Here is a 16,838-nt window from a genome sequence, read left to right on the forward strand (position 1 = left end):
GATGATGCCATGAGCGCAGCAGACATCATCCTGAAACTCTCCAACATCGAGAGCTATTACGGGCCGATCATGGCGATCCGCGGCATCAGCCTCGAGGTGCCGCGCGGCCAGATCGTGACGCTGCTCGGCGCCAACGGCGCCGGCAAGACCACGGTCTTGAAGACGATCTCCGGCATCCTCGATCCGCAGAAAGGGTCGATCGAGTTCCTCGGCAAGCCGATCCAGCGCATGGAGGCTGACCGGATCGTGCGGCTCGGCCTCAGCCATGTGCCGGAAGGCCGCGAGGTGTTTCCGTTCCTGTCGGTGCGCGAGAACCTGATGATGGGTGCCTATCTGCGCAAGGACCGCGACGGTGTGGCGCAGGACCTTGAACGCGTCTACGGCTATTTTCCACGGCTGAAGGAGCGGCTCGGCCAGCCGGCCGGGCAGCTTTCGGGCGGCGAGCAGCAGATGCTTGCGATCGGGCGGGCGCTGATGAACCGGCCGACCTTGCTGCTGCTGGACGAGCCGTCGCTCGGGCTGTCGCCGATCCTGGTGAAGGAGATCTTCACCATCATCCGCCGCGTCAATGAGGAGCAGGGCATGTCGATCCTGCTGGTCGAGCAGAATGCCAAGATCGCGCTGGAGACGGCGCATTACGGCTATGTGCTGGAGATCGGCCGCGTCGTCATGAACGACACCTGCGAACGGCTGTTGAATTCGCCCGATATCCAGGAGTTCTACCTCGGTGCCAAGGAAGCGGGCGCGCGGGGCGAGCGGCGCTGGAAAAAGAAGAAGACGTGGCGCTGAGGCATATCTGGCGTTGACGAAGGTTGGCGTCGACTAAAGTTGGCCGAGGAAGGTTTGGCGCTAAAAGCGAGTTGGAGCTAGATTTCAGGCCTGCTTCGCGAACAAGACCGGCATTCGGGCCGGCGGGCGAGGCAAGCGGCAGAGGAGGGAGCGCGCATGGCAGGACCAGCGGTGCTGACGGTTGCCGACACGATCGCGAGGAGCTTTCTGCTCGCGGTGCAAACGCGTGGCGACAGGCCCGCGATCCGCGAAAAGAAGTTCGGCATCTGGCAGCCGACCAGCTGGCGCGAATGGCTGCAGATCTCCAAGGACATCGCCTTCGGCCTGCATGCGACCGGCTTCCGTCCCGGCGATGTCGCCTCGATCATCGCCAACGCGGTGCCGGAATGGGTTTATGCCGACATGGGCATCCTGTGCGCTGGCGGCGTGTCCTCCGGCATCTATCCGACCGATTCGGCGGCGCAGGTCGAATACCTCGTCAATGATTCCCAGACGCGGGTGATGTTCGTCGAGGACGAGGAGCAGCTCGACAAGGTGCTGACCTGCCGGTCGCGCTGTCCGACGCTGGAGAAGATCGTCGTGTTCGACATGGAGGGCCTCTCCGGGTTCTCCGATCCGATGGTGCTGTCGCTCGCCGAATTCACCGCGCTCGGCCGCAATCATGCGCAGGGCAATGACGCCTTGTGGGATGAAATGACCGGCAGCCGCACCGCCTCCGATCTCGCGATCCTGGTCTATACGTCGGGCACGACAGGCCCGCCCAAGGGCGCGATGCATTCCAACCGCAGCGTGACGCACCAGATGCGCCACGCCAACGATCTCTATCCCTCGACCGACAGCGAGGAGCGGCTGGTGTTCCTGCCGCTCTGCCATGTCGCCGAGCGGGTCGGCGGCTACTACATCTCGCTCGCGCTGGGTTCGGTGATGAATTTCGCCGAGAGCCCGGAGACGGTGCCGGACAATTTGCGCGAGGTGCAGCCGACTGCATTCCTTGCGGTGCCCCGGATCTGGGAGAAGTTCTATTCCGGCATCACCATCGCGCTAAAGGACGCGACCCCGTTCCAGAACTGGATGTATGCCCGGGCGCTCGCGATCGGCAACCGGATGACCGAGTGCCGGCTGGAGGGCGAGGCGCCGCCGCTGTCGCTGCGGCTCGCCAACCGCGCGGCCTATTGGCTGGTGTTCCGCAACATCCGCCGCATGCTCGGGCTCGACCGTTGCCGGATCGCACTGACCGGCGCGGCGCCGATCTCGCCGGATCTGATTCGGTGGTATCTCGCGCTCGGCATCGACATGCGCGAGGTCTACGGCCAGACCGAGAATTGCGGCGTCGCGACCATGATGCCGGCGGACCGCATCAAGCTCGGCTCAGTCGGCAAAGCCGCGCCCTGGGGCGAGGTGATGATCTGTCCGAAAGGCGAGATCCTGATCAAGGGCGACTTCCTGTTCATGGGCTATCTCAACCAGCCGGAGAAGACCGCCGAGACGATCGACGCGAAGGGCTGGCTGCACACCGGCGACGTCGGCGCGATCGACAATGAAGGCTATGTGAAGATCACCGACCGGATGAAGGACATCATCATCACCTCCGGCGGCAAGAACATCACGCCGTCCGAGATCGAGAACCAGCTGAAATTCTCGCCCTACGTCTCCGATGCGGTCGTGATCGGCGACAAGCGGCCGTATCTCACCTGCCTGATCATGATCGATCAGGAGAATGTCGAGAAATACGCCCAGGACCAGGATATCCCCTTCACCAACTACGCGAGCCTGTGCCGGGCCCGCGAGATCCAGGACCTGATTCACCGCGAGGTCGAGGCGGTCAACACGAAGTTCGCGCGGGTCGAGACCATCAAGAGATTCTTCCTGATCGAGCGCCAGCTCACGCCCGAGGACGAGGAGCTGACGCCGACCATGAAGCTGAAGCGCAATTTCGTGAACAAGCGCTACGCGGCCGAGATCGACGCCATGTATGGCGCGCGGGCGGTGGCCTAGCCGGAGAGAAGGAATTGGCGAAGGAGCGAGCAGGCCCGACCCTTCGCTCAACATGGGCCATGTAAGGAGGAGACTGCAATGTCGAAATCGCTGAAGGCGCTGGGCCTTGCGGTGAGCGCGCTGGCGCTGACCTGTCTGCCGGCCGCAGCCCAGACCAAGGTCACCAATGAAGGCATCTCGCCGACCGAGATCGTGATCGGAACGCATCAGGATTTGTCCGGCCCGATCAAGGTCTGGGGCGTCCCGGTGTCCAACGGCATGAAGATGGCGGTAGAGGAAATCAACGCCAGCGGCGGCATCAACGGCCGTAAGATCAAGATGATCCTGGAGGACAACGGCTACGACCCGAAGAAGGCCGTGCTGGCCTCGCAGAAGATGGTCGAGCGCGACAAGGTCTTCGCGATGATCGGCCCAATGGGATCGCCGACCGTGCTCGCCGCGCAGGACATCCTGTTCGATGCCGGCGTGCTGCAGCTGTTCCCGCTGACCGCCGCCGAATTCACCTTCAAGTTCGATCCCGCCAAGCCGCAGGAACGGCTGAAGTTCAACAACCTGCTGCCCTATGTCGAGAGCACACGCGCCGCGATCAAATACATGATGGAGTGGAAGAACTTCAAGAAGCCCTGCATCATGCACCAGGACGACGAGTACGGTAAGAACGTGCTCGACGGCTTCACCCAGCAGCTCGGTGCGATGAAGGTGCAGCCGGCCTCGGTCACGAGCTACAAGCGCGGCGCCTCCGACTTCTCGGCGCAGGTCGCCAAGATGAAGTCCGACGGCTGCGACCTCGTCGTGCTCGGCACCGTGATCCGCGAGACCATCGGCGCCATGAACGAGGCGAAGAAGCTCGGCTGGGACGTCACCTTCCTCGGCGCCACGCCGACCAACGTGCTCGAAGTGCCGGCGCTCGGCAAGGAAGCCGTCGAAGGCCTCTACGCAGCGTCGGGCTTCGAGATTCCCTACGAGGACACGGCCAAGGGCAAGGTGAAGGACTGGCTCCTCAACTACAAGAAGATGTTCAATAGCGAGGCCAACACGCAGGCGATCATCGGCTACAACGCGGTGATGACCTTCGCGTTCTACGCGCAGAAGGCGGGCAAGGACCTCACCGGCCAGAAGATGCTCGACGCGCTGGAGTCAGGCGACAAGTTCCTCGACATCTTCAGCTCGCCGCCGACCAAGTTCTCCAAGACCGATCATCTCGCCAACACCATCACCCAGGTGCAGCAGGTCAAGGGCGGCCGCTGGGTGCTGGTGAAGGATAATTTGATGTTCTGAGCGGTCCAGCACTGCAACCGGGCGTCATTGCGAGCGAAGCGAAGCAATCCATTCCGCAGCTTGTGCGGACCGATGGATTGCTTCGTCGCTTCGCTTCTCGCAATGACGGAAGCGGATTCCCATCGTTTCGTTCAATTCATCCCCGCCGTCGGCCGCCACGCGGCCTCGGTGACGAGCGGCGCATCGACATAGCGGCTGACGCCGTTCTGGTCGATCACGAAGGTCGGCCGAAAACGCCTGATGTCAGCGTCCTCGATCATCGCCATGCGGCGATTGTCGAGCGTCAGCCAGTGGCCGTCGAGCCGCGCCGCGACCACGGCATGGTCCTCGTCACCGAGCAGGTCATGCATCACGACGATGCGCAAATCTTCCGGCGCGACGCCGGCCTTGCCGAGCGCCACGAATTTCGCGATCGCATAGTCTTCGCAATCGCCGCTGCCGCGGGCGAAGGTGGCGAGCGGCGTGGCCCAGACGTCGGGTTCGCCATAAGTCGCGAGATCGCTGCCCGGGCGGATAGCCAGATTGATCGCGCGGTTAATCTCGCCGAGACGGGCGCGGCCGGTGCGCGCGCGTCCGGCATCGACGATTGCCAGGAATCGCAGCGCCTCCGGCGACGTACATCCTGCGCGGTCGCTCTCGCAAGCTGCGAGCTGCACCAATTCGTCGGCAAGCTGGCGCTGCACGCTGAGCCATTTGTCGCGCAGGCCGCCGCCGGCAAGCAGGCTGGTCGACAGGCCGAACGGCTCGGTCGACTTTCTGAGCAGTGTCGCCGGGCCGGGCGAAAGCACCGAGGCGGCATTGAGCTCGGCAATCGGCGCGGCCATGGCCAGGCCGAAGCCCAGCATGACGGCACGCAGCGCAAACGAGCGAAGCGAGTTACCCATGTGACACCCCCTGTCCGCTCATCGACGGGTGGATACTGCACCGCGCACGCGACCGGATCGTTTCATGCCGACAGCATGGCCAACGATCCCTTCGAATCGACTTAAGATGTGGGGAAACCGGGCAGGAGGCTAAAGGGCCTGTGGTCCGGGTCCCGAAAACTTTACCGGTTTGTGAAACGAACCGGCGAACCTTTTTCCACCGCGAAACGCCTCATCCTTGCCTTCTGGTTAACCCGGCCGGTCCGCGCACGGGATAGCTGCGATTTGTAAGCCAGGTCACAGCTTTAGCCGGAAAATTGGGGTCAAATGCCCTCTCGGGGCTGCGGGGAAATAAAGGCAAGTAGAGAAATGCAGGTCAATACCACGAATACGTGGCTCAGTACCCATCTTGGCTTAAATCCCATCTCATGGTACCGTCCGGTAAGCCCGGACTACACGACTCATCTGAGAGTGAGCCAAGTCACACCCAGTCAAACCGCGCAATCAGAGCACCTTGCGAAAGCACAGGATGGTTTCGCGAAGCTTTATCCGATGATATGCAGGCGTAATCATTCGGATATTCTACCAATATTAACCTTCGTGCGGTGATCCGCAGTGAACTTTGTCGAGAAATTCGACGGCTATTTGCCGAACACGGACGCTTATGCCCGTGGATCGGTACACGTCGACAGCGTTTCCACGCATGCTCCGCCCGGCGCGATCACCGTCGACGACGGGCATTTGCTGTTCACCGGCGACTTCAAGCGGACCGGGCTCGATCTCGTCATCTCGAAGGACGACCGGGAACTCGTCCTGCACGACTACTTCAAGGGCGAGAAGCACGCGGCCCTGGCGTCGCCTGAAGGCGCGCATCTCACCGGCGACCTCGTCAACGCGCTCACCGGCTACACCCAATATGCACAGGCCGGCGGCGCGGCCGAGCCGGCCAAGGTCATCGGCCATGTCACCAAGCTGGCGGGCAACGCCACCGCGATCCGCAACGGCGTCGCGATCGTCCTGAACCAGGGCGACAACGTCAACAAGGGTGACGTGGTGCAGTCCGGCAGCGACTCGACGCTCGGCATCACCTTCATCGACGGCACCGTGTTCGGTCTTGGACCGAATGCCAAGATGGTGCTGAACGAGATGATCTACGACCCGAACGGGTCGAGCAATTCGTCGCTGATGAGCCTCGTCTCAGGCACGATCTCGTTCGTTGCCGGCGCGACCGCCAAGCATGGCGACATGAAGGTCGATACGCCGGTCGCGACCATGGGTATCCGCGGCACCGCGGTGCTGGTCGAGATCGATTTCGACGTCCAGGGCACAGGTGGCGTGCCGCCGGCCAAGTTCCAGGTGCTGGTCGAGCCCGACGGCACCACCGGCTCCTACATCCTGTTCGACAAGACGACGCTCAATCCGATCGCGACCGTCGATCAGGCCGGCACCCAGACCATTGTCAACGGCCAGGGTAGCGTCAGCTTCGTCTCGTCGGCACAACTGTCGACCGACGCGCAGAAGCTGATCTCCGACGTCTTCGCGCTGAAGTTCACCGACAATTCGAATCCCAACACCAAGCTCACGACGAACTTCACCGACAGCGTCGTCCCGGTCACGATCGGCCTGAAGCTCGCCACCGGCGACGCCTTCGTGCCGATCAACTTTCTGCTGGGTTTGACCAACAATTCCGGATCGCAGGCCGCTGCCCCCAAGTCCGACCACATAGCCGGGGCGCCGCATGTCGTGACACAGAATGGGGCGTTCAGCGAACAGGCCGGGCAGACCCACAGCACGCTGTTCGACACGGTGAACGGCCAGATCACCTGGGTGGACGTCAACCTCGGCGACAAGCCGACTGCAGCCATCAACTTCAGCACGTTCAGCTACCACGACGCCGGCGGCAACGACGTCACCTCGTCGCTGACGGCGGCGGAACAGGCGGCCATCGCGGCCGTCGAGGTCCCGGTGCTGCTCGAACCCAATCCGCTGAACAACAACATCGGCTCGGCGACCTGGACTTACAGCCTTGCCGACGGCGCCTTCGACTTCCTCGCCGCCGGCGAGACGCTGACGCTCACCTATATGGTGCGCGTCGATAACAACTACGCGCTGAGCAACGAGACCGCGTTCAAGACCATCACCATCACGATCACCGGCACCAACGACACGCCGGTCGTGACGTCCTCGGCACAGGTCGGTTCGATCACCGAACTGCCATGGACGACGAATTCCGCCGTGCCCGACACGGCGCATGGCACGGTGACGTTTACCGATGCCGATTTGACCGACACGCACACGGTCGCCATCACCGGCGTCACCGCAACCGGCTTCACAGGCGGAATTCCCAGCCAAGCCACCATGCTGAGCTGGCTGTCGCTGGGCACACTGACCGATTCGACCGACGGCGTGATGGGATCGCGCTCGTGGACGTTTTCGGCCGCCGACAAGAGTTTTGATTATCTCGCCGTCGGCGAGACGCTGACGCTGATCTACACGGTCCAGATCGACGACCATCATGGTGGCGTCGTTACGGTCCCCGTCACGATCACGATCGTCGGCACCGACGACAAGCCGGTGATCACCTCGCCGACCCAGGCGGCCGCCATCACCGAGGCCGAGAGTGTGACCGGTTCGGCGAACCCGGATACCGCGTCCGGCACTGTGACCTTCACCGATGCTGATCTCAGCGACACCCACAGCATCACCGTGGCCGGTGTCACCGAAACGGGCGTGACCACCGGGCTTCCCGATCAGGCGACGATCCTGAGCTGGCTCTCGCTCGGCACGCTGAAGGATACGACCGGCGGCGTCACCGGATCCAATGCCTGGACGTTCTCGGCCGCCGACAAGAATTTCGACTATCTGGCGGCCGGCGAGAAGCTGACGCTGACCTATCTGATCCAGGTCGACGACCACCATGGCGGCGTCGTCACCCAGCCCGTCACGATCACCATCACGGGCACCAACGACACCCCGACCTTCACATCGGAACCGTCGACCACCTCGGTGCCCGAGGCGATCGGCGAGACCGGCTCGACCAAGCCGGACGTGGCCCAAGGCGTGGTGGCGTTTGCCGACGTCGATCTCAGCGACACCCATACCGTGTCCATCACTGGCGTCGCGGAAACCGGCACGACCACGGGCCTGCCTGAGGACGAGTCCACGATCCTGAACTGGCTCTCGCTGGGGACGCTGACGGATTCGACCGGCCATGTGAATGGATCGCAGGCCTGGACCTTCTCGGCCGCGGACCAGAATTTCGACTATCTCGCCGCCGGCGAGACGTTGACGCTGACCTACACCGTCAAAATCGACGACCATCATGGCGGCGTGATCAGCCAACCGGTGACAATCACGATCGTCGGCAGCAATGACGCGCCCACCGTCACGTCGGCGCCGCAGACCGCCACTATTCCCGAGCAGCCCGACACGACGGGTTCATCCAAGCCGGACGTCGCATCGGGCGTGGTGGGATTTGCCGATGTCGATCTCAGCGATGCTCACATCGTATCCATCACCGGCGTGACCGAATCCGGGGCGACCGCGGGCCTGCCCGAGGACCAGTCCACCATCCTGAACTGGCTCTCGCTGGGGACGCTGACGGATTCGACCGGCCATGTGAACGGATCGCAGACCTGGGCCTTCTCGGCCGCAGACCAGAATTTCGACTATCTGGCCGCCGGCGAGACGCTGACGCTGACCTACACGATCCAGATCGACGACCAACATGGCGGCGTCATCACCCAGCCCGTGACGATCACGATCAACGGCGCCAACGACGCGCCGACGCTGGCTGACGTCAACGCCGGCACGCTCACCGATACCGCTGCTGACGACACGTTCAGCCCGCTCACCGGCGCGCTGCACGGCCATGACGTCGACGACGGCGAGACCGCGACGCTAACCTATGCCGCGCTCAATTCGGACCACGTCGCGGTCAACTCGTCGATCGCGGGCCTCTACGGCTCGCTCACCGTCAACGCCGACGGCACCTACAGCTATGTTCCCGACGCCGCCGCGATCAACGCGCTGGCCAAGGGCACCTATGCCGACACGTTCACCGTCGAGACCATCGATGTGCATGGCGCGACCGGGACTGCGACGCTGACGGTCGATGTCGTCGGCGCCAACGACGCGCCGGTGATCCATACCGACAACATCAGCATCACCGACAATCCCAACGGGACCGAAACGATCTCCGGCCTGACCGTCACGGATGTCGATGCCGGCGCCAACGAGAACTTCACCCTGGCGGCCGCGACGAACCCCGGTTCGGGCAGCAGCGTCGCGCCGCCAGTGCTGCTCGGCCATCTCCCGGATATCAACACCGCGCTCGGGTCGCCGGGCCTTGTCTACAACCCGGGCCAGACCCCGCCGGCGACCGACAAGATCGCGCTCTCCGTGACCGACGGCCATGGCGCGAGCGATACGGTCAACCTGATCTTCAACGTCCAGCAAAATCCGTCTCAGCCGGTGACGCTGACTGGCACCAGCGACAAGGACGTGTTCTTCGGATCGGGCTATCAGGACAAGTTCGTGTTTGCGCCGAACTTCAATCACGACACGATCCTGAACTTTACGCCGGGCCAGGACCAAATCGACCTGTCCACGGTCGTCTCGACAAGCACCTTCAGCAGCTGGTTCGATCAGAATGTGACGACGTCGCCGACGAATTCGGCGGATACGCTGATCACGGTCGATAGTGCGGACACGATCACGTTGCACAATGTCTCGAAGGCGAGTTTGCATCAGAGCGACTTCATCATTCATTATACGTGATGGGCGTCGGCCTCCTGAAAAGGCCGACCGGATCCGGCATTGCGCAACGTCTGCTCGATTGGAACTACTCTCCGCGCGTGATATCCAGACGGTATGAGACGGCTGAAGGCGATACGAAGGTGGTTCGGACGGCGCTTCGGCTATGCGCGGCTGGCCTGCGTGGCGCTGTTGATCGGCATTGCCGCGCTGCGGATCGCTGATCCGGCTCCGGTTCAGGAGCTTCGCGTCAGGACATTCGATACCTTCCAGGTGATCGAACCGCGCCAGAAGACCGCGCGGCCGGTCACCATCGTCGATATCGACGAGAAGAGCCTCGCTGACCCCCGGCTCGGGCAATGGCCGTGGCCGCGGACGCGACTCGCCGACATCGTCATCAACCTCACCCGGCTCGGCGCCGTGGTGATCGCGTTCGACGCGGTGTTCTCCGAGCCCGACCGCCTCAACCCCGATATCGCGGCCGATACCTTCAGCAGCCTAGATGAGGAGATGCGCGCCAGGCTGCGGCAGCTGCCGAGCAACGACAGCATCCTGGCCGACGCCATCAAGAACTCGCGTGTGGTGCTCGGCGAGTCCGGCGGCCCCAACGTGCGCGCCGACCTCAACGAAAAGCTGCCGGTCACCGGGCTTGCGATGCTCGGCGAGGAGCCGCAGCGCTTCATGTTCCAGTTTCCGGGATTGTTGCGCAACGTGCCGGTGCTCGAGGAGGCCGCGGCCGGGCGAGGTCTGTTTACGATCAGGCCGGAACGCGACGGCATCGTCAGGCGGGTGCCGATGATGATGGTCGCGCAGGGCATCACCATGCCGTCGCTGACCTTCGAAATGCTGCGGGTGGCGGGCGGCTCGGGCACCATCCTGATCAAGGCCGACAAGGCCGGCATCCAGAGCCTCGGGATCAAGGGTTTTGCGATCCCGACCGATCTCTATGGCCAGCTCTGGATCCACTATGCGCGCCGTGACCCCTCGATCTACGTCTCGGCCGTCGACGTACTGGACGGGCGGGTGCCGCCGGACAGGATCGCCGGCAAGCTGATCCTGATCGGCACCTCCTCGGTCGGGCTCAACGACATCAAGACCACGCCGGTGACGCCGGCGATGCCCGGGGTCGAGGTTCACGCCCAGGTGCTGGAGAGCGCGCTGACCGGTGACGTGGTTTCGCAACCGAACTACGGCATCGGCATCGAGTTCTTCGCGGCGCTGATCATGGGGCTGCTGGTCATCGCCTTCGCGCCGAAGTTCGGCCCGATCACGCTGGTCGTCGTCGGCGGGATGTTCGCTTCGGTGCTGACCGGCACCTCCTGGTATTTCTATTCCCAGCACCGGCTTCTGATCGATTTCACCTATCCGCTGATGTCGACCACGGCGATCTATCTCACGCTGATCTTCTCCGCCTTCGTGCGCGAACAGCAGCAGCGCCGGCAGATCAGGTCGCAATTCGTGCAGTACATGTCGCCCGCGCTGGTCGAGCAGCTGGCGCAATCGCCGGAGCGGCTCGTGCTCGGCGGCGAGGAGCGCGAGATGACCATCATGTTCTCGGACATGCGCGGCTTCACCTCGATCTCGGAAACCTACAAGCGCGATCCGCAAGGCCTCACGACGCTGATGAACCGTTTCCTCACCCCGCTTTCCAACGCGATCCTTGCCCGCAAGGGCACCATCGACAAATACATGGGTGACGCCATCATGGCGTTCTGGAACGCACCGCTCGACGACAAGCAGCACCAGCTCAACGCCTGCGACGCCGCGCTCGACATGCTGGAACGCGTCGACGACCTCAACCGTGCGCGCGAGCAGGAGGCCCAGGAGGGCGGCCACATCTATGTGCCGCTCAACATCGGGGTCGGTCTCAACACCGGCACCTGCGTGGTCGGCAATATGGGCTCCGATGTGCGCTTCGACTATTCGGTGTTCGGCGACAGTGTCAATCTGGCCTCGCGGCTGGAGGGGCAGTCCAAGGAATACGGCTTCCCGATCATCGTGGGATCGAAGACCGCGCTCGCGGTGAAGGAGAAGTTCGCGATCCTCGAACTCGACTTCATCATGGTGAAGGGCAAGAAGGAGCCCGAGGTGATCTATGCGATCGCCGGCCGCGAGGACGTGGCCGGTTCCGGCCGCTTCCAGCGGCTGCGCAACCTGACCATCGAGATGCTCGCCTGCTACCGCAGCCGCGACTGGGACGGTGCGCTCGCCGCGATCGAGCGCGGCCGCAAGACCGACGAGGCGCAGACGCTGCAATATCTCTATCGCCTTTACGAGGCGCGCATCCGCTCCTTCCAGAAGGAGCCGCCGCCGGACGATTGGGACGGCGCCTTCGCGTTGACGACGAAATAGGCGCCACACCACTGTCGTCCCGGCGAAAGCCGGGACCCATAACCACAAATGGGTGTTGTTAGAAAGCCGTCTCGCCGCTTGCGTATTGCGCCGGCTGCGGCGTATGGGTCCCGGCTTTCGCCGGGACGACGAGAGATCTACTCTAGTCCGATCTGCGTCAGATCCTGGAACCAGTGCTGCGCTTGCACGAAGGTTTTCACCTTCGGCGACAGCGCGTGCGGATTGGTGTCGTGCACCACCCACACCAGCGCGGCATCGTCGACGATCAGCGCGTGCGCCTGCGCCAGCAGCGCATCCTGTTTCGCGCTGTCGAAGGTCTGTTTGGCCTCGTCGATCAGCGCGTCGACCTTCGGATTCTTGTAGCCGCCCCAGTTGACGCCTGTCGGCGCCACCTGGCCGGAATGGAAGAACCGCACGATGGCATAGAGCGGATCCGAGGTGACATAGGCGATGTTGTTGGCGGTGATGCCGGCGTTCATCTCGTCGGCGGCGCCCTTGCGCCAGTGCGAATAGAGCGTCTCGAGCTCGACCACCTTGAAGTCGATATCGATGCCGATCTCCTTGAAGCTCTGCTGCAGGAATTCATTCATCGGCAGCGACAGCATCTGCCCGGTGCCGCCCTGGGCGATGATGAAGGTGGTCTTCAGCGGCTTGTCCTTGGAATAGCCGGCTTCCTCCACCAGCTTTTTCGCGGCCGCGAGGTCGTATTTCAGTTCGAAGCTCGGCTTGCCGAACCACGGGCTCGACGGGTCGACCTGGCCCTTGGCCGGCTTGGCGAGGTCGTTCATCAGGCCAACCACCGCATCGCGGTCGATCGCGAGGTTGAGCGCCTTGCGCAGGCGGATGTCGGTCCAGGGCGAGCCTGGCAGCACGCTCAGATGATAATTCCAGACATGCGGCGTCACGTTGTCGACGATCCTCATGCCGGCGGCCTTGAGCTGCGGCACGGCGTCGGGCGCCGGCGTCTCGATCAGGTCGACCTGGCCGGCCAGCAGCGCGTTGGTGCGGGTCAGCGCCTCCGGCATCGGGATCAGGATCAACTTGTCGACCTTCGCAAGCCGCTTCTTGTCCCAATAGTCCGGGTTCTTGGTCAGCTCGGCGAGCTCGCGCGGCACCAGCTTGGTCAGCTTGAACGGGCCGGTGCCGGAGGGCTGGCTCGCGAACTTGTCCCAGTCCTTGCCGAGCTTCTCATATTGCGCGGGGCTCGAGACCAGGAACCAGAGCATCTGGTAGGGGAAGAAAGAGTCGACCGTTTTGGTGGTGATCTCGATGGTCTGGTCGTCGATCTTGGCGTAGCTCGCGACCGAGGGCAGCCGGGTCTTGACCTGCGCGCTCTGCCGCTTGTCGAATTGCGGTGCCTTGTCGTTCAGCACCTTGTCGAGATTCCAGATCACCGCGTCGGCGTTGAAGTCGCTGCCGTCGTGGAATTTCACGCCCTTGCGCAGGGTGAAGCGCCACTTGGTCTTGTCGTTGTCATCGACCTTCCATTCGGTCGCAAGCCCGGGCACCAGTTTGCCCGGCCGGTCGGCAACGTCCATCTCCCAGGCCACCAGCGGATCGTAGATCGTGTAGGCCGTGAACTGATAGGCGCCGGCGCCGCGATCGGGCTGGCCGGTCGTCAGCGGAATGTCGGCCATCGAAATGCCGTAGCGCACAATGGACTCTGCTCGCGCGGATATGGCCGGCCAGCCCGCGGTCAGGGCGAGCGCCATTGCCGCCGTCAGGATCGAATTGCGCGCGCGCATGTGCAGGCTCCGTTGGTGGGAAGTCGGGGCCAAATCCTGCAAGCATGATGCCAGAATAGGCATCTTCGCACGGTTGGGGCGCGAGGTGGGAAGAAATGACGCGCCCGGCGGTTATTTGCTGAAGAACTATTCCCCTTGGCACAGGCATTGCATACGCTTGCTCAAGAAATAATCACTAAAACGTCACCAGACTTCGAAGGGGTTGCTCAGATGCGTAACAGGAAGACCAATGCGACGGCGATCATGCTGGCGCTTGCGATCGCCAATTGTGTGCCGGCGATCGCCAGCGCCGAGACCGTGCTGCGCATTGGCATGACGGCTGCCGATATTCCGCGCACGCTCGGGCAGCCCGACCAGGGTTTTGAGGGCAATCGCTTCACCGGGCTCACGATGTATGACGCGCTGACGATGTGGGACCTGTCGTCGTCGGACAAGGCGAGCGCGCTGATCCCGGGCCTCGCCACCGAGTGGAAGGTCGACGATGCCGACAAGACCAAGTGGGTCTTCAAGCTGCGTCCCGGCGTCAGCTTTCACGACGGCTCACTGTTCAATGCCGACGCCGTGGTCTGGAACGTCGACAAGGTGCTGAAGCAGGACGCGCCGCAATACGATGCGAGCCAGGTCGGCGTCACCGCCTCGCGCATGCCGACCTTGGTCTCGGCGCGCAAGATCGACGACATGACGGTGGAGCTGACCACCAAGGAGCCGGACAGCTTTCTGCCGATCAACCTCACCAATTTGTTCATGGCGAGCCCGGCCAAGTGGCAGAAATTCTACGACAAGGCCGAAGGCGCCGACGCCAAGGCGAAGTCGCAGGCCGCATGGGCCGCGTTCGCCAAGGACGCGTCGGGCACCGGCCCGTGGAAGATGTCGAGCTTCACCCCGCGCGAGCGGCTCGAGCTGGTGAAGAACGAGAACTACTGGGACAAGGCCCGCGTGCCGAAGACCGACAAGATGGTGCTGTTGCCGATGCCCGAGGCCAACGCGCGCACCGCGGCGCTACTGTCGGGGCAGGTCAACTGGATCGAGGCGCCGGCGCCCGACGCACTGCCCGAGATCAAGCAGCGTGGTTTCAATCTGTATTCCAACGAGGAGCCGCATGTCTGGCCGTGGCAGTTCTCCCGCGTCGAGGGTTCGCCGTGGAACGACATCCGGGTCCGCAAGGCCGCCAACCTCTGCGTCGATCGCGAAGGGCTGCGTGACGGCCTGCTCGCGGGGCTGATGGTGCCGGCCACCGGCACGTTCGAGCCCGGCCATCCCTGGCGCGGCAACCCGACCTTCCAGATCAAGTACGACAAGCCGGCCGCGCAGAAGCTGATGCAGGAGGCCGGCTTCGGTCCGAACAAGAAGCTGACGGTCAAGATCCAGACCTCGGCGTCGGGCTCGGGCCAGATGCTGCCGCTGCCGATGAACGAGTATCTGCAACAGGCTCTGGCCGAGTGCTACTTCGATGTGCAGCTCGACGTCATCGAGTGGAATACGCTGTTCACCAACTGGCGGCGCGGCGCCAAGGATCCGTCGGCCAACGGATCGAACGCGACCAACGTCACCTATGCGGCGATGGATCCGTTCTTCGCGCTGGTGCGCTTCCTGCAATCGGGCATGGCGCCGCCGGTCTCGAACAATTGGGGCTTCATCGACAATCCGAAGTTCGATGAGCTGGTGAAGAAGGCTCGCCAGACCTTCGAACCGGCGGCGCGCGACGCTGCGCTCGCCGAACTGCACGCGGCCTCGGTCGACGATGCGGCGTTCCTGTACGTCGCTCACGACGTTGCGCCGCGCGCGATGAGCCCGAAGGTCAAGGGCTTCGTGCAGCCGAAGAGCTGGTTCGTCGACTTCTCGCCGGTCTCGGTCGTGCCGTGACGGGTTAGCGACATACTCGGTGCACCCTCTCCCCTTGTGGGAGAGGGTGGCTTCGCGACAGCGAAGCCGGGTGAGGGGGTGTCTCCGCGGACGCTCCTCTCCGATCCAAAATGACGTTATCCGCGGATAGAACCCCTCATCCGGCGCGCTCTGCGCGCCACCTTCTCCCACAAGGGGAGAAGGAAGAAAGAACCCAACGTGCTCGCCTATACGTCCAGACGGATCGTCTACGTCATTCCGATCGTGCTCAGCGTTGCGCTGGTGTGCTTCCTCTTGGTGCACATTACGCCCGGCGACCCCTTGGTCGCGGTGTTGCCGGCCGATGCCTCGCAGGAGCTCGCCGCGCAGTTGCGAAGCGCCTACGGCTTCGATCGTCCATTGCCGGTGCAGTTTGGCCTGTGGCTGTGGCGCGCGATCCATGGCGATCTCGGCAATTCGATCGCCACCGGGCGGCCGGTGCTGTCGGAGGTGATGCGCGCGGTCGGCAACACCGTGATGCTGGCGATTGCGGCCGCGATGATCGGCTTCACGCTCGGCCTGCTGTTCGGGTTGATCGCCGGCTATTTCCGCGACACCTGGGTCGACAAGGTCGCGACGTCGGTTGCCATCGCCGGCGTCTCGCTGCCGCATTACTGGCTCGGCATGGTGCTGGTCATCATCTTCTCGGTGCAGCTCAACTGGCTGCCTGCGGTCGGCGCCGGTCCCGGTGGCTCCGGCGCCTGGGCGTGGGACTGGGAGCATCTGCGCTATCTGGTGCTGCCGGCGATCACCACCTCGGTGATCCCGATGGGTATCGTCACCCGCACGGTGCGCGCGCTGACCGGCGACATCCTGAGCCAGGATTTTGTCGAGGCGCTGCGCGCCAAGGGCCTGCGCGAGACCGGCGTATTTCGTCACGTCATCAAGAACGCGGCGCCGACCGCGCTTGCGGTGATGGGCTTGCAGCTCGGTTACATGCTCGGCGGCTCGATCCTGATCGAGACCGTGTTCTCGTGGCCGGGCTCGGGGCTCCTGCTGAACTCGGCGATCTTCCAGCGCGATCTGCCGCTGCTGCAGGGCACGATCCTGGTGCTGGCGCTGTTCTTCGTGCTGCTCAATCTCCTGGTCGACATCGCGCAGGCCGCGATCGATCCGCGCATCAAGCGGAGCTGAGCATGATCCGGAAAAGTGGGGACCGGTTTTCCGACAAGATCATGCT

Annotated in this window: 9 protein-coding genes; 7 read left to right on the forward strand and 2 right to left on the reverse strand. The window is 63.5% G+C overall.

Annotation, left to right across the window (positions count from 1 at the left end; all coding sequences use genetic code 11):
• Window positions 1–9: 9 nt before the first annotated feature.
• The 3 genes from ACOIX3_RS02885 to ACOIX3_RS02895 all read left to right on the forward strand — a co-directional run bounded on the left by ACOIX3_RS02885 (window position 10) and on the right by ACOIX3_RS02895 (window position 4,062).
• Complete coding sequence (locus ACOIX3_RS02885) at window positions 10–789, forward strand: ABC transporter ATP-binding protein (protein WP_092119687.1); 780 nt, start codon at window positions 10–12, stop codon at window positions 787–789.
• Between the two features lie 156 nt (window positions 790–945).
• Complete coding sequence (locus tag ACOIX3_RS02890; RefSeq protein ID WP_420968312.1) at window positions 946–2,784, forward strand: AMP-dependent synthetase/ligase; 1,839 nt, start codon at window positions 946–948, stop codon at window positions 2,782–2,784.
• A gap of 78 nt (window positions 2,785–2,862) precedes the next feature.
• Window positions 2,863–4,062 (forward strand): ABC transporter substrate-binding protein, encoded by a 1,200-nt coding sequence (locus ACOIX3_RS02895; RefSeq protein WP_420968313.1) that lies wholly within the window; start codon window positions 2,863–2,865, stop codon window positions 4,060–4,062.
• Between the two features lie 131 nt (window positions 4,063–4,193).
• On the opposite strand, the gene ACOIX3_RS02900 is transcribed toward ACOIX3_RS02895, so the two are convergent.
• On the reverse strand, window positions 4,194–4,946 hold the full coding sequence (locus ACOIX3_RS02900; protein ID WP_420968314.1) for a transglutaminase-like cysteine peptidase: 753 nt from the start codon (window positions 4,944–4,946) through the stop codon (window positions 4,194–4,196).
• 594 nt (window positions 4,947–5,540) lie between these two features.
• Between ACOIX3_RS02900 and ACOIX3_RS02905 the strand changes: the two genes are divergently transcribed.
• Both ACOIX3_RS02905 and ACOIX3_RS02910 read left to right on the forward strand, forming a co-directional pair.
• The gene (locus tag ACOIX3_RS02905) at window positions 5,541–9,704 is read left to right on the forward strand and encodes a VCBS domain-containing protein (RefSeq protein WP_420968315.1); all 4,164 of its coding nucleotides are present in this window, start codon (window positions 5,541–5,543) and stop codon (window positions 9,702–9,704) included.
• 93 nt (window positions 9,705–9,797) lie between these two features.
• Window positions 9,798–12,032: a CHASE2 domain-containing protein gene (locus tag ACOIX3_RS02910; protein ID WP_420968316.1), complete on the forward strand. Its 2,235-nt coding sequence runs from the start codon at window positions 9,798–9,800 to the stop codon at window positions 12,030–12,032.
• A gap of 137 nt (window positions 12,033–12,169) precedes the next feature.
• On the opposite strand, the gene ACOIX3_RS02915 is transcribed toward ACOIX3_RS02910, so the two are convergent.
• Entirely contained in the window at window positions 12,170–13,777 is a 1,608-nt protein-coding gene (locus tag ACOIX3_RS02915) for an ABC transporter substrate-binding protein (RefSeq protein ID WP_420968317.1), read from the reverse strand.
• Between the two features lie 210 nt (window positions 13,778–13,987).
• On the opposite strand from ACOIX3_RS02915, the gene ACOIX3_RS02920 reads away from it, so the two are divergent.
• Together ACOIX3_RS02920 and ACOIX3_RS02925 are read left to right on the forward strand one after the other, a co-directional pair.
• Window positions 13,988–15,640 carry an ABC transporter substrate-binding protein gene (locus ACOIX3_RS02920; RefSeq protein ID WP_420968318.1) on the forward strand — a complete coding sequence of 551 codons (1,653 nt, stop codon included), beginning with the start codon at window positions 13,988–13,990 and terminating at the stop codon, window positions 15,638–15,640.
• Between the two features lie 198 nt (window positions 15,641–15,838).
• Entirely contained in the window at window positions 15,839–16,792 is a 954-nt protein-coding gene (locus tag ACOIX3_RS02925) for an ABC transporter permease (protein WP_176528672.1), read from the forward strand.
• Window positions 16,793–16,838 lie beyond the last annotated feature (46 nt).

Source organism: Bradyrhizobium sp. B120, assembly GCF_049075665.1.
GTDB lineage: Bacteria > Pseudomonadota > Alphaproteobacteria > Rhizobiales > Xanthobacteraceae > Bradyrhizobium.

Coding starts and splice junctions, on each gene's coding strand:
- ACOIX3_RS02885 (WP_092119687.1), top strand. CDS start 10: ATGAGCGCAGCAGACATCATCCTGAAACTCTCCAACATCGAGAGCTAT.
- ACOIX3_RS02890 (WP_420968312.1), top strand. CDS start 946: ATGGCAGGACCAGCGGTGCTGACGGTTGCCGACACGATCGCGAGGAGC.
- ACOIX3_RS02895 (WP_420968313.1), top strand. CDS start 2,863: ATGTCGAAATCGCTGAAGGCGCTGGGCCTTGCGGTGAGCGCGCTGGCG.
- ACOIX3_RS02900 (WP_420968314.1), bottom strand. CDS start 4,946: ATGGGTAACTCGCTTCGCTCGTTTGCGCTGCGTGCCGTCATGCTGGGC.
- ACOIX3_RS02910 (WP_420968316.1), top strand. CDS start 9,798: ATGAGACGGCTGAAGGCGATACGAAGGTGGTTCGGACGGCGCTTCGGC.
- ACOIX3_RS02915 (WP_420968317.1), bottom strand. CDS start 13,777: ATGCGCGCGCGCAATTCGATCCTGACGGCGGCAATGGCGCTCGCCCTG.
- ACOIX3_RS02920 (WP_420968318.1), top strand. CDS start 13,988: ATGCGTAACAGGAAGACCAATGCGACGGCGATCATGCTGGCGCTTGCG.